The organism is Exiguobacterium indicum HHS 31, from assembly GCF_001939065.1.
Taxonomy (GTDB): domain Bacteria; phylum Bacillota; class Bacilli; order Exiguobacteriales; family Exiguobacteriaceae; genus Exiguobacterium_A; species Exiguobacterium_A indicum.
The window spans coordinates 14,838-32,220 of the sequence record NZ_MPSZ01000008.1 but is presented as its reverse complement, the minus strand read 5'-3'; the positions used below and the strand labels follow the sequence as shown (position 1 = coordinate 32,220).

At 38.6% G+C, this 17,383-nt stretch carries 14 protein-coding genes; 6 read left to right on the top strand and 8 right to left on the bottom strand.

What is annotated here, in order from left to right:
- Nucleotides 1–277: 277 nt before the first annotated feature.
- The 3 genes from N179_RS14405 to N179_RS14395 are packed head-to-tail and all read left to right on the top strand — an operon-like array spanning nucleotide 278 to nucleotide 7,179.
- Nucleotides 278–2,842 (top strand): type I restriction-modification system subunit M, encoded by a 2,565-nt coding sequence (locus N179_RS14405; protein ID WP_055966504.1) that lies wholly within the window; start codon nucleotides 278–280, stop codon nucleotides 2,840–2,842.
- Nucleotides 2,839–4,080 (top strand): restriction endonuclease subunit S, encoded by a 1,242-nt coding sequence (locus tag N179_RS14400; RefSeq protein WP_055966506.1) that lies wholly within the window; start codon nucleotides 2,839–2,841, stop codon nucleotides 4,078–4,080. Before N179_RS14405 ends, N179_RS14400 begins: the two co-directional genes overlap by 4 nt.
- Before the next feature lie 15 nt (nucleotides 4,081–4,095).
- On the top strand, nucleotides 4,096–7,179 hold the full coding sequence (locus N179_RS14395) for a type I restriction endonuclease subunit R (RefSeq protein WP_055966509.1): 3,084 nt from the start codon (nucleotides 4,096–4,098) through the stop codon (nucleotides 7,177–7,179).
- An 889-nt stretch (nucleotides 7,180–8,068) separates the two neighbouring features.
- Here N179_RS14395 and N179_RS14390 read toward each other — a convergent pair.
- From N179_RS14390 to N179_RS16820, 5 genes are all read right to left on the bottom strand, one after another.
- On the bottom strand, nucleotides 8,069–8,362 hold the full coding sequence (locus N179_RS14390; RefSeq protein ID WP_053451888.1) for a type II toxin-antitoxin system RelE family toxin: 294 nt from the start codon (nucleotides 8,360–8,362) through the stop codon (nucleotides 8,069–8,071).
- A gap of 3 nt (nucleotides 8,363–8,365) precedes the next feature.
- On the bottom strand, nucleotides 8,366–8,689 hold the full coding sequence (locus N179_RS14385; protein ID WP_235504808.1) for a hypothetical protein: 324 nt from the start codon (nucleotides 8,687–8,689) through the stop codon (nucleotides 8,366–8,368).
- 298 nt (nucleotides 8,690–8,987) lie between these two features.
- Entirely contained in the window at nucleotides 8,988–9,536 is a 549-nt protein-coding gene (locus N179_RS16825) for a hypothetical protein (protein WP_053451886.1), read from the bottom strand.
- Nucleotides 9,537–10,213: 677 nt separating this feature from the next.
- On the bottom strand, nucleotides 10,214–10,666 hold the full coding sequence (locus N179_RS14375; RefSeq protein WP_075643079.1) for a JAB domain-containing protein: 453 nt from the start codon (nucleotides 10,664–10,666) through the stop codon (nucleotides 10,214–10,216).
- A gap of 495 nt (nucleotides 10,667–11,161) precedes the next feature.
- Nucleotides 11,162–11,764, bottom strand: a complete 603-nt coding sequence (locus N179_RS16820) for a phospholipase A2 family protein (RefSeq protein ID WP_053451885.1) — start codon at nucleotides 11,762–11,764, stop codon at nucleotides 11,162–11,164.
- Nucleotides 11,765–11,869: 105 nt separating this feature from the next.
- On the opposite strand from N179_RS16820, the gene N179_RS14365 reads away from it, so the two are divergent.
- The gene (locus N179_RS14365) at nucleotides 11,870–12,085 is read left to right on the top strand and encodes a hypothetical protein (RefSeq protein WP_053451884.1); all 216 of its coding nucleotides are present in this window, start codon (nucleotides 11,870–11,872) and stop codon (nucleotides 12,083–12,085) included.
- A gap of 237 nt (nucleotides 12,086–12,322) precedes the next feature.
- Nucleotides 12,323–13,303 carry a DNA/RNA non-specific endonuclease gene (locus N179_RS14360; protein WP_055966511.1) on the top strand — a complete coding sequence of 327 codons (981 nt, stop codon included), beginning with the start codon at nucleotides 12,323–12,325 and terminating at the stop codon, nucleotides 13,301–13,303.
- 218 nt (nucleotides 13,304–13,521) lie between these two features.
- On the opposite strand, the gene N179_RS14355 is transcribed toward N179_RS14360, so the two are convergent.
- Genes N179_RS14355 through N179_RS17180 form a run of 3 tightly spaced genes read right to left on the bottom strand, consistent with a single transcriptional unit; the run spans nucleotide 13,522 to nucleotide 15,347 of the window.
- Entirely contained in the window at nucleotides 13,522–14,214 is a 693-nt protein-coding gene (locus tag N179_RS14355; protein ID WP_053451882.1) for a S8 family peptidase, read from the bottom strand.
- A gap of 2 nt (nucleotides 14,215–14,216) precedes the next feature.
- Nucleotides 14,217–14,840, bottom strand: a complete 624-nt coding sequence (locus N179_RS14350) for a DUF3885 domain-containing protein (protein ID WP_053451881.1) — start codon at nucleotides 14,838–14,840, stop codon at nucleotides 14,217–14,219.
- A 21-nt stretch (nucleotides 14,841–14,861) separates the two neighbouring features.
- Nucleotides 14,862–15,347 carry an SAR2788 family putative toxin gene (locus N179_RS17180; protein ID WP_268761033.1) on the bottom strand — a complete coding sequence of 162 codons (486 nt, stop codon included), beginning with the start codon at nucleotides 15,345–15,347 and terminating at the stop codon, nucleotides 14,862–14,864.
- 200 nt (nucleotides 15,348–15,547) lie between these two features.
- Here N179_RS17180 and N179_RS16815 point away from each other — a divergent pair.
- Nucleotides 15,548–16,875, top strand: a protein-coding gene (locus tag N179_RS16815; protein ID WP_423752126.1) for an IS3 family transposase whose coding sequence is annotated in 2 segments (ribosomal slippage) — nucleotides 15,548–15,926 and nucleotides 15,926–16,875 — 1,329 coding nt in all. Because the reading frame shifts where the segments join, the coding sequence is not laid out codon by codon here.
- Nucleotides 16,876–17,383: the final 508 nt, after the last annotated feature.

Here is a 17,383-nt window from a genome sequence, read left to right as displayed (position 1 = left end):
TGTTTTGAATAGCTTGTTTGATTTCGTCTATTAGTGTGGTCACATGAGAGGATAAAATTGTGTCACTTACAAAACCATAATGGATAGCGGTGTAAATTCTCAGAGACCAACTATAGGAAATTTACAGCAGCTACCATACTTTCATACAGCATTCGATTAACAAGATAGATTTCAGTTGTTCGACACTCATAAAATTATATTGATATGATATAAGCATTAGTGAGTGGTACCGCTTCATCGATTTATACATCATAAGAAAATTATTGGGGGATATACAGTGATTACATCAGAAGAAATTAAACGTAGATTATGGGACGGCGCAAACGAATTGCGCGGCTCGATGGACGCCAGTCGATATAAAGATTATATGCTCGGATTAATGTTCTATAAGTTCTTGAGTGACAAAACGCTTGAAACGTTCAACGAAACAAGTGGACTAAATAGCATGATTCAAACTGAAGTGGTAGAAGAATACTCAAAAGCGCATACCGAATTTGGAGAACAGCTAGATGTAATGATTCAAAATGTTCTCGGTTATTATGTTGCGCCAGAATATCTCTATCAAACTTGGATTAGAGACATCAATTCTGGGGACTTTGAAGTTCAAAAAGTAACGGATAGTTTAAATAACTTTGAACGCACCATTGCTGTATCTGATGATGCGAGCGACTTCAAAGGATTATTCTCAAATTCTACATTAGATTTAACAAATACCGCGTTAGGAAGCAATCTAAACGAGCGCAGTAAAAATATTAAAGCGTTAATTTTGTTATTTGCAGACTTGAATATGGTCGCATTACAAAAAGGTGATGTATTGGGTGATGCATACGAATATCTTATCGGTCAGTTTGCCATGGAGTCAGGAAAAAAAGCGGGGGAATTCTACACTCCACGACAAGTGAGTGAAGTCATGGCTCAAATCATCGCGAAAAAAACTGATATAAAATCAATTTATGACCCTACTGTCGGTTCAGGCTCACTCCTCTTGACGGTCAAGAAACATTTGAGTGAAGAAGTTCAAAAAGATCTCGCTTATTACGGGCAGGAAAAAAATACAGCAACCTACAATTTGACTCGTATGAATCTATTACTCCACGGGGTTCGTCCAGAAAAAATGGTAATCAATAATGGTGACACTCTTTCTCGAGACTGGCCAGAAGATCCTGAGCGTCCAAATGAAGGTGTACAGTTTGATGCTGTCGTCATGAACCCCCCCTATTCTGTGAAGAACTGGAATGCAGCAGGACTTAAAGTCAGTGATCCGCGCTTTGAGGTCGCCGGTGCACTTCCACCAGACTCAAAAGGAGACTTTGCTTTCCTATTACACGGTCTGTTCCACTTGGGTCAAAATGGGACGATGGCGATTGTATTGCCTCACGGTGTTCTCTTCCGTGGTGGCGCAGAAGGCGAGATTCGAGAACGTTTACTCGAGAAAAACTACATCGATACCGTTATCGGGTTACCCAGTCACTTATTTACCAATACAGGAATTCCTGTAGCCATTTTAATCTTGAAAAAGAATCGAGAAACCGGGGAACCAGTACTCGTGATAAACGCTTCTCGCGGTTTCACGAAAGTCGGAAAACAGCACGTTCTATTCGAGAAAGATATCGCGAAAATCGTCGATACGTACGTGGAACGTAGAGAAGAAACAGGCTATAGCCGATTAGTGAATCGCGAAGAAATCTTAAAAAATCAATACAATATGAACATCCCACGTTATGTCGAAGCGATTGACGAGGAAATCCCACAAGATGTAGACGCTCACTTATTTGGTGGAATTCCTCAACAGAACATTGATGACTTGAAAGTACTGCAGTCCACAGTACCAGATGTATTGAATGCGTCTTTACAAGAAGTTCGTAAGGGTTACGTGGAGTTGGTGAAACCCGTTAAGAAGATCTCTACTCTTGTCTTCGATGATCCGCGTGTCCTTGAAAAATCAAAAGAACTTAAAGCTGAAATAACGAATTATATCCATAAATATTTCGATACAATTCGAAGTGTAGAGAGTATCAGTACGTTGCCGCAGTTGATGGAAAACATGTTGATCGAAATCAAAGAAATCCTTTCAGCATTTGACAATATTAATGTCTATGACGGCTATCAAATCATCGCAGAAATCTGGAAGGAGTCCTTGTCTCACGACACAGAAGTCATTGCTTTAAGTGATTTTTATAAAGCCGGTCGTACACGTGAACCGAATATGGTGACGAAGGGCTCTGGTAAAACAAAACGAGTCGAACAAGACGGTTGGATTGGCAGTATTGTATCGAACACATTGATTGAAAAACAGCTTTACAGCGATGAGTTAGAAGAAATTGAAACAAAGACATCACGCATTCAAGAAATCGAAACAGAATTAGCTGATTTAGTCGAGGCTGCAAAGGTTGAAGATAGCGAAGAAGCCAATGTATTAGGTGATACATTGAATGAAGCCGGTGAAGCATTTGTCAGTAAGGCGCTCAAAGCCGAATTGAAACAAGTGGTCAAAGATTCAGTTGAATATAAACATCTAAAACATGTTGAACAATTACTATCTGAAAAATCTGCGCTAAATAAAAAAGTAAATGCAGATAAAGACGCACTAAAAAAATCGGTACAAGAACGAATCTTGACTTTGACAGACGACGAAATCGATAACTTGATGTACGAAAAGTGGTTCGGTAGTACAGTCAATGCTTTAGTTCGCCTAATAGAAAAACCGTTACAAAAAGAGTTGGATATGCTACAAATGTTGCACGATCGCTATGCTGATACACTGTCAGCCATTGATGAAGAAAGTCGTAACTTAGAATCAGCGTTTGAAGCATTAATGAGCGAACTGGTGGTGGTTTCATGACTGAACAAATTAGTCTAGTGCCGAAAAGGCGGTTTAAAGAATTTCAAAGCTCTCATCCTTGGAAAACTATAAACTTGAAAGAAATCGTTAATTTGTTGAAGGATGGTACACATGGTACGCATCAAGACGGAAACTATGCATTTTTACTAAGTGCTAAAAATATCAAGAATGGTCAGATAATCATTGATGAAGTAAATGACAGAAAAATTTTGTCGAAGGATTACAATTTAATTTTCAAAAATTATAAATTGATCGATCAGGATTTACTAGTAACAATTGTTGGAACTATCGGTCAAACTGCATTATATAAAGAATCTACTTTAAGGGTCGCTTTTCAGCGTTCAGTTGCAATTATTCGTGGAGACAAACATGTAAACCAAAATTTCTTAAAATATACTATCGATTCTAGCTATACCCAAAAACAACTGAAGCAGTCAGCATCAATGTCAGCACAAGCTGGAGTGTATCTTGGAGATTTAGAAAAACTAAAATTATATATTCCTGAGTTTACTGAGCAAATTAAAATCGGACTTTTTCTGAGACAACTTGATGATCTAATCACAATTCAACAACGTAAGCTAGATAAAACAAAATCACTAAAGGTTGCATATCTCTCAGAAATGTTCCCTGCTGAAGGTGAGCTTTCTCCTAAACGAAGATGTACAGGATTTACTCAAGATTGGGTTCAGTGTAAATGGATAAACTCGGTTAATATTTCGACTGATATGGTGGACCCTAAATCAGGAAAATATGATGGTTTATTACACATTGGTCCTGGTAATATCGAATCATTTAGCGGACAACTATACAACAATGTAAGAACTGTTAAAGAGGATAACTTAATTAGCGGAAAGTTTCATTTTCACAAAGGCGATATCATTTACGGGAAGATCAATCCACAACTTGGAAAGTACATTTATGCGCCATTTGAAGGGCTTTCAAGTGCGGATGCTTATGTACTAAACGCAAAAGATGGATTTGACCAAACATTTTTGTTCGCATTGATTCAAACGCAACATTTTTTCAAATATTCGGTATCAGTATCAATGCGTTCAGGTATGCCGAAAATTAATCGCGATGAATTAAATGAATTTGAATTTAAAGTTCCGAATTTACATGAGCAAAAGCGTATAGGTGAATTATTCTTACAACTAGATGCCTTGATTTCTCTTCAACAACGCAAGCTCGAAAAATTACAGAATCTAAAAAAAGCATATCTACATGAGATGTTTGTTTAAAAAGGAGCGGATGTCATGAGCAAAGCACCGAAAAGTGCAGCAGAAAAAACATTTCAAGAGAACTTTGTGAAAGAACTAAAGAAATATAAGTGGGAAGCCCCCGATTTCTTAGATGGGAATCAGCAACAAGTTACAGTTGCTGACCTCATTCAACATTGGCGTAAGGAACTGAATCGTATCAATGCCGACCAACTGGAAGGTGTCGAGTTGACGGATAACGAGTTTAAGCAGGTCATGGCAAAAGTGAGTCAAATCAGTAATAGCTACGAAGCTGCCAAACTGTTGGCCATTGAAGAATCAAAAGGCAAGATCGACGGTATTTATCGTGACGACAATCCTAATATCACACGAACACAAATTACCTTGACCATCTTCAAAAAAGTCGAAGTACGCGGTGGCGATTCAAGCTACCGCATCGCAAGAGAAGTACAGACACCGAATAACAATCGTTTTGATCTGGTTTTACTGATTAACGGTCTGCCTCTCATCAATATCGAGCAAAAACGCACTGACAAAACGCTAGATGAAGCATATGGTCAGTTCATGCGCTATTATCGGGACGGCGAGTACACTTATAATTTCATGGCGTTTTCGCAGATGATGGTGATCACTTCAGAAATCGCTACTCGCTATTTCGCCACACCGAAGTCAATTGATGACTTTAACCTGAGTTTTGTCTTCCATTGGGCTGATAAAGAAAACCATGTCGTGAACGCATGGGAACAGGTCGTCGCACAGTTTCTGATGATTCCGATGGCGCATCAAATGGTCGGCGATTACTTGGTCATTGACGAAGCGCGTCTTGAAGAAAACAGACGGCATATGCTCATGCGTCCGTATCAAGTCCATGCGTTGCAGGCTGTGGAAGGTGCAGCTTTTGGCTGGGACAACAAAGAAAAAATCCCTCACGGAGGATTTGTGTGGCACACGACAGGATCTGGTAAAACAATTACAAGTTTTAAAACTGCTCTATTCTTGTCTACACGAGCCGGGTTCGATAAAGTCGTCTTTCTCGTTGATCGGCGTGAGCTTGATAATCGTACCAGTGAAAACTTTAAAGCGTATGCAGCTTATGAATCAGTGTCTGTCGATGATACCAAGCATACCTATCAACTTAGAAAGATATTGAAGTCTCCTAAAAATGGCATTGTCGTGACGACAACGTTCAAGCTGAACGCTCTGGTGAAAGAATTAGAAGAGGCACAAGATGCGAGCTTGACCGATAAAAAAGTCATCTTTATTATCGATGAAGCCCATCGAACGACAATGGGTCAGATGATGGGGACGATTCAACGACACTTCAAGAAAAATGGACTCTTCTTTGGATTTACCGGGACGCCACTATTTGATGAAAACAAAATCAAAGGTAAGGTAAATGAAAAAAGTGAAGTGATCAATACGACGGAGAAGTTGTTCGGTCCTAATTTGCACCAGTATACGATTGATGAAGCCATCGCAGATAAAAACGTGTTGGGGTTCCATGTGGACTATATCAACACCGGTGAATTTAAAAGCTATGATGATTTGAGAGAGCAACTGGTCGAAAAAATAAAAGAAGAAAAACCTGACTTAGCGGACAGAGATATCGAACGCGAAGTTCAAGAGTTGTCCGAGGTCGACGTGGAAAAACAGGCGAAAAAGTTAGGACTTCTCACTTACCATGACGAGACACATATCCCACGCGTTGTCGAAGAAATTCTAAAAAATTGGGACTTACAGTCACAAGGAAGAGAATTTAACGCGATTTTAACTGTCGCCTATAAAAATCGTGTCATTGCCTATTATGAAGAATTCCAAAAACAGATGGCAATGCGTGGTGAACATTTGAACATCGCCATGACATTTAGTTTTGGCAATGAAAATGACCCTACTCCCCTCGATCCCGAAATTGTGAAAGGGATGTTTAAGGACTACGCTTCATTCACCGGAATTTCGTTTGTAGCCGGTGATAAGAAGCATGGGGAAGAAGCTTATTTTGAAGATCTTGTAGAACGTGCCACTCGAGGCGGAAGCGGGCGAAACCCTAAGAACATAGATCTTGTGATTGTCGCAGATCAGCTCTTGACTGGTTACGATTCCAAGCGACTGAACACGCTCTACATTGATCGCCCGCTTGAACTCCAAGGCTTGATTCAAGCTTACTCGAGAACCAATCGAGTGTTTGGTCCAGCCAAAGAATTCGGGACAATCGTTAACTTTCAGTACCCTCGTATTACTCAAGAATTAGTTAATGACGCGTTACGGTTGTATGGTAGTGGCGGCAAGAGTAGTAAAGCCATTGTCGAACCTTACGAGACGTCTGTTCAGAAGTTCGCGATAAAAATTGCCGAAATGACTCCGACCTTGCCTGATCCTACAGACTGGCAAACGATTGAACATGACCTAGTGAGAAAAGAAGCCTTCTTACCCGCCTTTAAAGACGCTGCAGAGCAGTTGAATTTAGTCGAGCAATACTATGAATTCCAGTGGGATGATCATGCTTTTGGTATCGATGAACATACGTGGTTACAATATGTCGGGGCATATAAAAACTTAACGTGGAAGCCTGGCGGTCCTCCTCCGCCGTCAGCTGTAAATGTGTTAGTTGGCAAAACCAAACTAGCAGGTACCCAAGTGATTGATGCCGCTCACATTCTTAGTTTGATTGATTCAAAGATCACCACGTCAAATGGTGTCCAAACGGTAGATAGCGAAACCCTCCGTATCATTTATCAACAGATTCAGGAATTGAGTAACATGGGAGATAACGAGCAAGCCGAACTGTTAAGAGAGTTTGTCGATACCGAGTTGGTACCTGAGAAATTGTCTAGTAGTATGAACTTTGATGAGTCATTTGAACTTTGGAAAGTAAACCAAATGCAAATGGCCGTGAATGAGTTAGCTATGGAGTGGGGCTTAGATAGCGATCTGCTTGAAAAATCAGTTCGTTCTTATTCCCATTCGCAACCAGACGTTGTTCCCTATATCGATGAAATCATCAAAAGTGTTGATTTTGAAGCAGCCAACAATCAAGCGGGTAACAATCGATTAATACATGTCATGAAATTAACTGGTAAGCTCCCAGAGCTAATTGCTGAAATTAAGCTACGTTATAATTAAATTATAGAGATGATTCGAAGAATATCTATCTTCATAATGAACGAATAATAGAGAAGTATTCTTAATAGCTACGGTTAACTTTATTTCTACTAATTATTCGATTGATAAAGAGACTGCTGAGAAAATGGTTGAAGAGTATATTAATCAAATTGATGTTGATAGTCCGACTATTCAACATCTAGGTCCCGATTATTTCGCGCTTCAAATACTAATGATTAAAGGTGTAATACCTTATAAACCTATGTAATAAAAAAAGATTGACTCTAAATTGAGGACGTTCTAAATAAGAGGGTGACTTTTCGGCATTAAGTCGGAGAAGTCACTCTCTTATTTTGCTCTTCATACTTATTAATCCTCAACTACTAATTAAAAAATATTTATCTCGATTTTTCTAAGTCATGTAATGATCAAGTAGAACAATAGTTCATTATCACAATGAAAAGATAAGCTAAGATAACAAAAACACTAAATATATATATTACTAATCGATATAAGGAATCAATAATGTTTGCAATGAAACAACTAATTAAATTATCATTAAAAATCACCATTTATTTAGTTAATAAGAATATAAATTCTACTTTAGAGATATTGACTTGGAATTGATTAATAAGTTAGAAATATTTTTTTAGAAGCTTTCTCTTATAAAAAATGTTGTATGGAAAACGACCGTTATGTATACAAAAATGATTATTCTTTCACATAGTTGAATCGAATGGATCGATTTCAATATCAAAGTCTATAAACGCATCTTTTTATCAATGTATTTTTAAATAGTCCTTTTATGCATAAAAAAGATAAATAACTTCGGTCATACTTTTCAAAAAGTGCGACAAAAAGGATCAACGTATAGATACCATCGAGTATCTGAACGTTGATCCTTTTTCAATTATCCATCTAATCGTTGTTCAGCCATTTTATAAATTTCATCTTTATCCCGTTTACCGATCGCTACAATTTGAATGATCTGGAGTTTACCCTCTACTTCTCTAAAAACAACGCGTAATCCCATTTTTCTATTTTTTAACTTATTGCAATGCGACAAATTTCCACTGAGTGGCTGTCCTGCCGCCATTCCTATAGAAATGATACGGTTCAATGCTTTGTCTACGAATATCTTTTGACTACCATCAAGGTTATCGTAATCTTCTTTCGAATACTGCGTCCACTCAAGTTGATACAATGATCACTCCCACCCATCCATTTCATCAATAGTCGTAGGGTGAGTTACCTGTTCTCCACGGACTTCGGAATCAGTATAAGTGCGGACATTTTTATTAGATAGTCGCATCTCAACAGTCAAATCATCTAATCGACTGTACAATTCTTCAATTTCTTTATTGAGTGATTCGTATTGCTGTTGTGTCAACATGACGCCCGCAACTTTTTCACGGTTAAAAACATATACGCCGGCCGCTTCACGATCTGCTTTTTGGAAAGCTTCCATCGGAGACCGTTTCACGTCAGATATAGAAGTGGTTGGAATATCAAGTATTCGCATTCCCATCATTATGCCCTCCTCTTATTTTTCTTTAGTATACACCTTTTAAAAGTCTTTTAAAAGACTTTTAAACACTCATTTTGATTTTTATACTACCTATAGCTAACCCATCTTTTTAGAACAAAACCCCAAAAAACAATAGGGTTCTCATTTACCGAGTTCCCTATTGCTTGTTAGACGCTATTTTATTTAAATACAACAATCTGAATTACGTTGAATATACGTTTACAATACAAACACCAGTTGATTGTTTCTACTATAAATTCAATTGCTACTTTTGAGTATTTGTTAATTCGTAATCAAAAGATTATTCAATGATCTTTAATTTTACATCTGCTTGCGTCTCTAATACATCGCCATCTTCACCAAAGAATGTATAAGAGTTTACTCCATCCACACCGAGAATCGTGTTCACTTTCAAGTCTCCATCTATCGAATTAACTGTAAAATTCGACCCTTCTCCAATACTTTCAACACGGTATCGATTGACTGGCACATCATCACCGATGATATATTGACCAGGGCTCAGTGTAATGGGCTTACGCTTTGCATAGATGACTTCAAAAGTTAAGTCACTAAGAACCTCTTCTTTTTTACTTATTTTTTCTTCGAGTGACTTATTCTTGTCTTTAGTTTTTTCATAATCTTCTTTAATGGCATCACGTTGTTTCACTAAATCTAATATGTCTGTATTCTCTTTTTTAAGTGCGTTATTTTTCTCACGCAACTCATCACTATAGAGAGCACCATCCTCGATTTCAGTCTGTGCACTATACGTTCCAAAGAGTGATCCGATAAAGAAAATAAAGACAACAATGATCGGAAGTATGACATACTTCTTAAATTTTTGTTCCACTTACTAATCTCCCATCCTACCTAATTAATGTTAAGAAAAGAAATTCAAATAAAAATCCCAATTTCTAGACTGAAATAATTTAACAATACTTTTTTAAAATAGTCAATAACTATCATTTAAATCCAATTTACGTTATTAGAGTCTTTATATATATGATTATGGTAATTTATTTTAATCATGCTTCTAACGCTCCGTGTCCTTCGTCGCAAGGAACAGGAACGTAGAGATGCCTCGCGCAAGCGAGTCGCAGCTCTCGTTATCGATTCGGCAGGAGGGCAGCGGTGCGATGCGGATGTTGCTGCGTGCAGCCTACAGCCTCACGAATGAGCCCGAAGATTCTCCTCATGCTGTACATCCAGTAGAAAGAAGATCGCTACTTATTTATAGGAGGATCGATTCACTTCAATCATCTATCTTTCCTCGAACCTTCGTACACTTCAATACTGTCTCACTACTGCATCCTTCATCACACCCTTCTATATAGAAAAGACCAGATGTACTTTCTTACCCGCAGTGGATCCGTCCACTGCGGGTCTTTCAATGCACTTGGATTCGGGACGAATCCATTCCTTACTCGCTTGCGCTCTCTCAAAAGAAAAACGACGTCGTTTTTCGTCCATGCCCTCGCGCATGGACAGGACGGGATTGTCCCGTCCTGTCTACGCTCTATCGTCCCTTTACAAAACACCTTGTGCCTTCAAACTGACGTATTCTTCTCCGGCACCGACGATGATGTGGTCGAGGAGCTGGATGCCGACGATGCGTCCGACCTCGACGAGCCGTTCGGTCACCTCGATGTCTTCCCGTGATGGATGCTGGTCACCGCTCGGATGCTGGTGGCTGACGATGAGCGATGTCGCATTGTTGAGGATGGCGGACTTGAAAATTTCTCTAGGGTGGACGACGCTCGAGTTGATGCTACCAACGTGTGCCCGATGGACGGCAATGACGCGGTTCTTCGTATTGAGCAGGATGACAAGGAACACTTCACGGTCATCGTCCTGGATAAAACGTCTCGCGACACAGAACGCGTCCTCGGGTGACGTGATGTGCGTTGTCTCGAGTGCGACGTCTGGCTCCCGGACCTCTTGGCGGATACGAGTGATTTCAACGAGTGTAGTCAGTTTCATAGAAAAGCTCCTTTCGCGAGTGGGATGCAGTCCGACACGATGCCGTCCTGTTGACGGGAACGCAGCGAGCGAAAAGCGTGCTTTGAGCCAAAACGCGGAGGAAGACAAGGAACGGCAGCGGCTTTTTTTGATTACCCTTGCGCCAACGAGGAGCGAGCTAGAGTACGGAAACAGGACGGCTTGCGGTCCCTTTCCATCAGACAGAGCGGTAACGCTCTGTTCCATACCTTTGAAATGATGGCTATAGTGATAAATAAATTGTTACAAACCAGATATGTAAGAAAAGAGTATACATAAAAATAGTTATTTCAATAAGATTTCTGAATTATTTCATTATAGTTAAATCCTTTACATAAAAGGATTTAAATGAGAGAGTAAGGATATTCCTGCGTTTACCTTTTTATAAAAAACATATTGATGTTTTTTGAACTTGTATGATTAATTTAGGAATAAAAAAAGAAGAAACGATTAAATCGTTTCTTCAAAATATCTGTATTAGGTATTTTTCGAGAAAATCTTAAGTGCTCCTCGTGCATAAATACCTTTATATGAAGTAATCGATGTTTTTTGGACAATTGGAAGTAATTTCGAGACAAAAGCAATGTTACATTTTTTATTCTTTTCAGAAACATTGAACATACCAAGGAAGCATGCATCATGCGCCTTACAAGCTCTGTCTAGGTCATCAATAGCAGTGCCGCCTTTGTTTCCTTTACCACAGTATTTACCGTAGTTACCGATTGGTAAATCAAAAGCATATGTAGTAATTGTTCCTGGGGAAACTGTTTTGTTTTCCGAGGCGCTAATTTCATTAGTCATACGCATAACAGCTAGAAATTCTTCCGAAACACCGTTTGCTTCAGCAGCTGCTACATCGATAGTTGAATATCCTTTCTCATCTGTCACCGTATACTTATCCATTTCTTTAAACAAATCAAGCGTTTCTTGATCTAAGTCTTTTAACAATTCAGATGAATCCGTACTTTCTTCTGGTTCATCAAAAATCAATGGACTAGATGCTCCAACACTTTGTGTTGTAATAGTGAAGATGAACAGGACAGCAAATAACAAAAAACCTTTTTTGAAAAAATTAAACATTTTATTCCTCCTTTAGTAATAAAAACCATTTTACAATTAGTACTATATAACAAAAAAGGAGAAAAAACAATTTTTCAGAAAAGATAAAAAAAGGAGTTTTTTCATATGGATTTTTTATATTTACTTAAAGAACGTTTTCTTCCTCTCTCATTGATGGCGATAATACCGATTATTAGCGTTATATTACTTATTGCTATTTGGAAGAAAAAAGATCAAGTTTCTAAAATGATGTTAACTTTTGTTACTGTAATTTCATTAATATTGCTTATTTCTTCTCTAGTTCTTATGCTTTTCACTTTAGTAATCGGATACAATTCTTAATATTAATCTTAAAAATTCTCATTATGAGAACTTATTTAAGAGCATTTCTAACATTAGATTTTAAGACTCCGAATTTCTTTACCGGAGTCTTTTTTACTGTAATACGAATTTTCTATTTTTATTTCTACATTCCTAAAATTTTATACAAATCTTTTCTAGTCATATTTTTCTAGATATCCCTATAAAAATATGGATTTATTTTCATTAATTAGATTTTTTCGAAGGAGCAAATATACCATGCATTTTTCATATATAACGATTCCACTCGCCGTCCTATTGATGACAGGATGCACGGATACGGAAACGACCTCGCCTACAGAGCAAGCGACGCAGCAGGAAGACACGACTACACAAAAGACCGATGCGACGAAGGACGCCGATCAACATCCTGAAAAAAAGGCGGATACTCGTACAGTCAAGCAGTCAAAGGATACGAAGGCATCAACGGAATCAAAAACACCAACTGCAAAAGATTCTTTCACAGGATATAAGAAAATTACGGTCGACGGAGGAGATCTTTCCGGTAGTCGTCAGGCGAACGTTGTCGTCGACATTGGATTCGGTGACCGGAAGTACTGGGCGTTCACGAATGAGCACGGACAGCTGGTCCGCGTCATCGCGAAGAAGATTACACTCCAGAATGATGAGACGGAAGACGTCACGCGTGACGGACGCTACTACTCGGACGAGGCGAAAGTGCCTGGAGTCGAACGTCCGGATCTTGATGAAGGACATATCATTGCCGATTCGCTCGGTGGCGTCTCGAACGCCTACAACATCACTCCGCAGGACAGTACACTGAATCGTCATGGGGACCAGGCGTACATGGAGGACGTCATCCGCAAGGCGGGTGGCGCGACGAACTTCGAAGCGCAGATCACCTATCCGGATACATCGACGATGATTCCGTCCGCATATCAGTATACCTATACGGTCCGTGGAAACACTGTCGTCGACCGGTTCAAGAACGGCAATCCGGACGAGACGAATGCTGCACTCGGTCTGACGAAGAAAAAGAAGACGAAAACAGAAGCGACAGCGAAGTCGACTCCAGATACCGCAAAGACCGAAGACGTCTCGCGCGTCGATACCGACGGCAATGGTCAGGTGACAATCCAGGAAGCGAAAGATGCCGGCTACGCGATGCCAATCACGGAGAAGCACTGGCTGTATCAATATATGCGGGACAACGACCATGACGGCATGGTCGGAGAATAAATCTCCCATCCAATCGAATAGCAAAATATACTGAAGCAGTGACGAGATACTCGTCGCTGCCTTTTTCCGTTCTCATAAACGATGGAATTGATGCGATGTCGAAAAATCATATTGAAAACACCAGTATTAATAATCGTCACTGATGGACAAATACAGCACATAAAAAAAGAAGGTAGCTAAAATACCTACCTCCTTCATTCATGCCACAAAGCTATTCATCATTTATCTTTTCTTTTTACAGCATCCAGATAGACACGCTCCCGTGTCCGCTCTCCAATTGCTAAGATATTGACGACACCTTCAACCTCCTGCTCGACTTCGCGTCCGTCTGAGATTTTTATATTTCCTGCTGAAGCAATAACGATTTTATGCTCAGACAACAGTATATTAATCATTTCCTTTAATTCCGGATAATCTTTTATGAAGCCAAAACTGATATTGACGATGTCTACGTTATTGCTTAATGCCCATCGAAGTCCTTCAATTACATCTTTAACCTCGCCCACACCTTGTGAATCCAAAACTTTGACGTCATATATCTCAACATTTTGAGAAATTCCAACTATACCGACATCATTATCATTTGCTGTAATGATTCCGGCGACGTTTGTTCCATGACCAAAATCATCTTGAGTTGGTTTAGTCTTATTGACAGCGTTAAATGACTTAACCACTTTATTTTGAAGATCTTCGTGTTCTCTATTAATTCCGCTATCTAATATAGCAACTTTAATTTTTTTCTTTCTTACTGCAGTGTCGTACCCAATATAATTCGAACCCCAGCCTATGATTTGCTTTTCCGTCAAAGGATTTTCATCAATAGTTTTGTCTTTACTGATGGTATTTATCATCAAAATAATGACTAGAGCAATTAAAATTGAACCACACAAGATAATGCCTATTTTTTGCATTTTCAATAAGTATCATCAAAGATATTATCTTTGTAGACATTTCTAAAACCATTCAATTCATCTTCATCACTAAAAAGAACGAAGCAACCTCGATCATCGAAAATATTCAATATAATGTTTCGATCTACGTTCACAAAAAATACTTCGGGATAGTACGTATATTTATGACGGAGCCTAGGTTGTAGGTCTTTAAAATCTTGATTACAAATAGCTTTGATTAACATCCTGTAATCTAGAGCATCTTTGCTTGGTAAGAGAACCGCATATTGGATAATTTTTTCTTCTTCGTTAATCACCTTTTTTTTATATTCCATCTTATATTTATCATTTTTATGCTTCAAATGATGAAATACTTTTGTAGCCGTCTTTTGAGCAAAATTTAACTCACTCCTGACATGTGTCACTAAATAAAATTGCTCTTCTTCTCGAAAAATATCTTCAAATAAGGCAATTGATTTTTCATAGACGCTATGAAAGTAATCAAAATTGATGTCATCCGAACCGTCTTTCAGTTGGTAGAGATTTTTTTCTAACTCAAGGCGTATTGATAATTCTTTTCCGACAAAAGAATCTTCAAATAAAGTTACATTCTGAAACTCTGTTTGTAAATATCGTTCTAGTTTCATTTAAATTCTCCTTTATCACTTTTATTTTCTTAATACTTTCCCGCTCTTATCTAATGTGGCGATACGCTTACCTGCCTTGTTCATCAACTTCCAGTAGCTTCCACCATGAGCATTATCTTTACCGACATCTCTAGAAATACTCCAACCTGATTTAGGATCTTTTTTTGTTTGCGATCCTTTTATCTTCTGCGTAAACAATTTGATTATAACTCCATCATCATCCAATAATGATTTTTTAATATTTTTAGCTGCCTCATGTGCGGAAGACTTAAGCACAGCTTTTACGACATCGTCACCATATTTCTTTATGGCCCACGTGACACCATACCTAGCAATTTGTACTGCTACTACTATCAAAGGTACTGCAGAAGAATTTGCAACCTTCGTATCAAATGAATATTCTTCATTTGTCTTTCGATTGACGAATTTTCCACCGAAATCCTCATCCTCAATGTAAGTCAGAAATACTTCAAAATCTACGTCAATGCTCTCGTTTTCTTCTTGTATTTCACTATTTTTTTACATACTTGTTTCGCTCACTATTATAAAAAAACATGTCAAATAAGATTATACGAAATACTTCTCAGATCGTCTTTTTGAACTGAACCCTGAATGGTGGACACTTGATAAAAGACCCCATTCGGGGTTTTTTGTGTTTAAAGATATCGATATACTGTACCTATTCAATTTAGACGGGAGAACTATTCATGAACAGACGCACCTTCAATCCAGATCAAATCAGACAACTTGAAGCGAATCTTCACGTAGCCTCTATATCAGATCGTACGATTCAATACAAAGGAGAATTTAAGATTCACGTTGTACGTGAGAATTTAGCTGGTAAGCGACCAATACAAATCTTTGAGGAAAGCGGCTTTGACCTGGACATGATCGGTAAGCAAACGCCGAACGAAGCGCTGAAACGGTGGCGGAAGACATATCGCATTTATGGAGAAAAAGGACTCTTGAATGAGAGACATGGAAAATCTAATCTTGGAGGTCGACCGAAAAAAGATGATTCCGTCGAACGACGACTTGCGAGAGCTGAAGCACGAATCAAGTACCTCACAGCGGAGAATGAATTACTAAAAAAGCTAGAAGCTCTCGAAAGAGAGGCGAAGTACCGAAACTAACGGCATCTGAACGCTATCAGGCAATCAATATTGTCTTACGAAAACAATCGTCGAGTCGGTTCGTGACGGATCTATGTATGCTCGCTGAAGTGAGCCGCAGCGTTTATTACGCCTGGCTCGCACGTACAGATAGTGTTTCCCTTCGGGAAGAACGCAACTATGCGGACTACCTCCTTCTGAAATATGTTCATGATCGTCATAAGGGAAAAATCGGCTATCGTGGTCTTTACATGGAGATGCTTGATCTTATCGGGGGGCCGATGAATCATAAACGTATTTTGCGTATCATGAGGAAGTTTGGAATCGTGACGAAAATCCGTAGGCAGAACGCCTACCGTAAAATCGCTAAAGCGACATATGAACATAAGACTGTACCAAATCACTTGAACCGTCGGTTCAATCAGCAAGAGCCTGGTAAAGTATTCGTCACAGACATCACTTATCTCCGTATTGGATCTGGCCAAACTGTTTATCTTTCTTGTGTGAAGGATATCGCTACACGTGAAATTATGGCACATCATGTATCTAAAAGCCTCCATATGGAACTCGTCCTTCATACAACGAATAAACTCGCAGAACGACTTCAAGGGAATGTACACCCGGAAGCCATGATACATTCCGATCAAGGATTCCATTATACGCATCCTGCTTATCTAACACGCATCCGTGAGATGGGAATGCTTCAATCCATGTCTCGTAGAGGAAACTGCCTGGATAATGCCCCGATGGAATCGTTCTTTGGGCACTTGAAAGATTATGTCGATTATAAATTAGCATCTGACCTCGATGAGGTCTGTGCCATGGTCGATGCTTACATTGATTATTACAATAGCGAACGAAGACAATGGAAACTACAAAAGATGACTCCGGTACAATACCGAAGCCATCTCATAGCAGCTTAAAACGTTAAGGGTACTTTTATTAAACTGTCCAAACTGTAGGGTTCAGTTCAGCAGTAAGAAAGCAGCTATGAAAATCAGGGATCCTTGAAATACTAGATAATGCCAAATAGCAGTTCCTTTAAATTTAAACGAAAACCAATGCATGAACGCATATAGGATAAAAATAGATGTAAACAATACACTTTCTAAGAATTTAATTTGATTAATAAACTGTAGAAATAAAGCTACTATATAAACTAGAAGGATCCAAAATATTATGGGTGAAATACAAAGTAAAAAAGAAACTAGGAATTTAGTATTCGTGGTCATTTTTGATAATCAACTTTCGTGAGTGATTTTTCGATCACCGCTACGTAATATAGAAATCAAAATCATCTTGTTATTGCTGGTTTAACCTATTTTAAATAGAATTTTATCTGATATTATTTATCACTATTTTATTATTACTTATGTGAAATCAGTCTGAAGTCTAAAGTAATATTTTCTATTTAATCGTACACTTTGCTTT

What these genes read in the sequence shown, in the direction of transcription:
- N179_RS14400 (WP_055966506.1), top strand. Translation starts at nt 2,839, where the DNA reads ATGACTGAACAAATTAGTCTAGTGCCGAAAAGGCGGTTTAAAGAATTT.
- N179_RS14395 (WP_055966509.1), top strand. Translation starts at nt 4,096, where the DNA reads ATGAGCAAAGCACCGAAAAGTGCAGCAGAAAAAACATTTCAAGAGAAC.
- N179_RS14385 (WP_235504808.1), bottom strand. Translation starts at nt 8,689, where the DNA reads ATGATGGGAATGCGAATACTTGATATTCCAACCACTTCTATATCTGAC.
- N179_RS14375 (WP_075643079.1), bottom strand. Translation starts at nt 10,666, where the DNA reads ATGAAACTGACTACACTCGTTGAAATCACTCGTATCCGCCAAGAGGTC.
- N179_RS16820 (WP_053451885.1), bottom strand. Translation starts at nt 11,764, where the DNA reads ATGTTTAATTTTTTCAAAAAAGGTTTTTTGTTATTTGCTGTCCTGTTC.
- N179_RS14365 (WP_053451884.1), top strand. Translation starts at nt 11,870, where the DNA reads ATGGATTTTTTATATTTACTTAAAGAACGTTTTCTTCCTCTCTCATTG.
- N179_RS14360 (WP_055966511.1), top strand. Translation starts at nt 12,323, where the DNA reads ATGCATTTTTCATATATAACGATTCCACTCGCCGTCCTATTGATGACA.
- N179_RS14355 (WP_053451882.1), bottom strand. Translation starts at nt 14,214, where the DNA reads ATGCAAAAAATAGGCATTATCTTGTGTGGTTCAATTTTAATTGCTCTA.
- N179_RS14350 (WP_053451881.1), bottom strand. Translation starts at nt 14,840, where the DNA reads ATGAAACTAGAACGATATTTACAAACAGAGTTTCAGAATGTAACTTTA.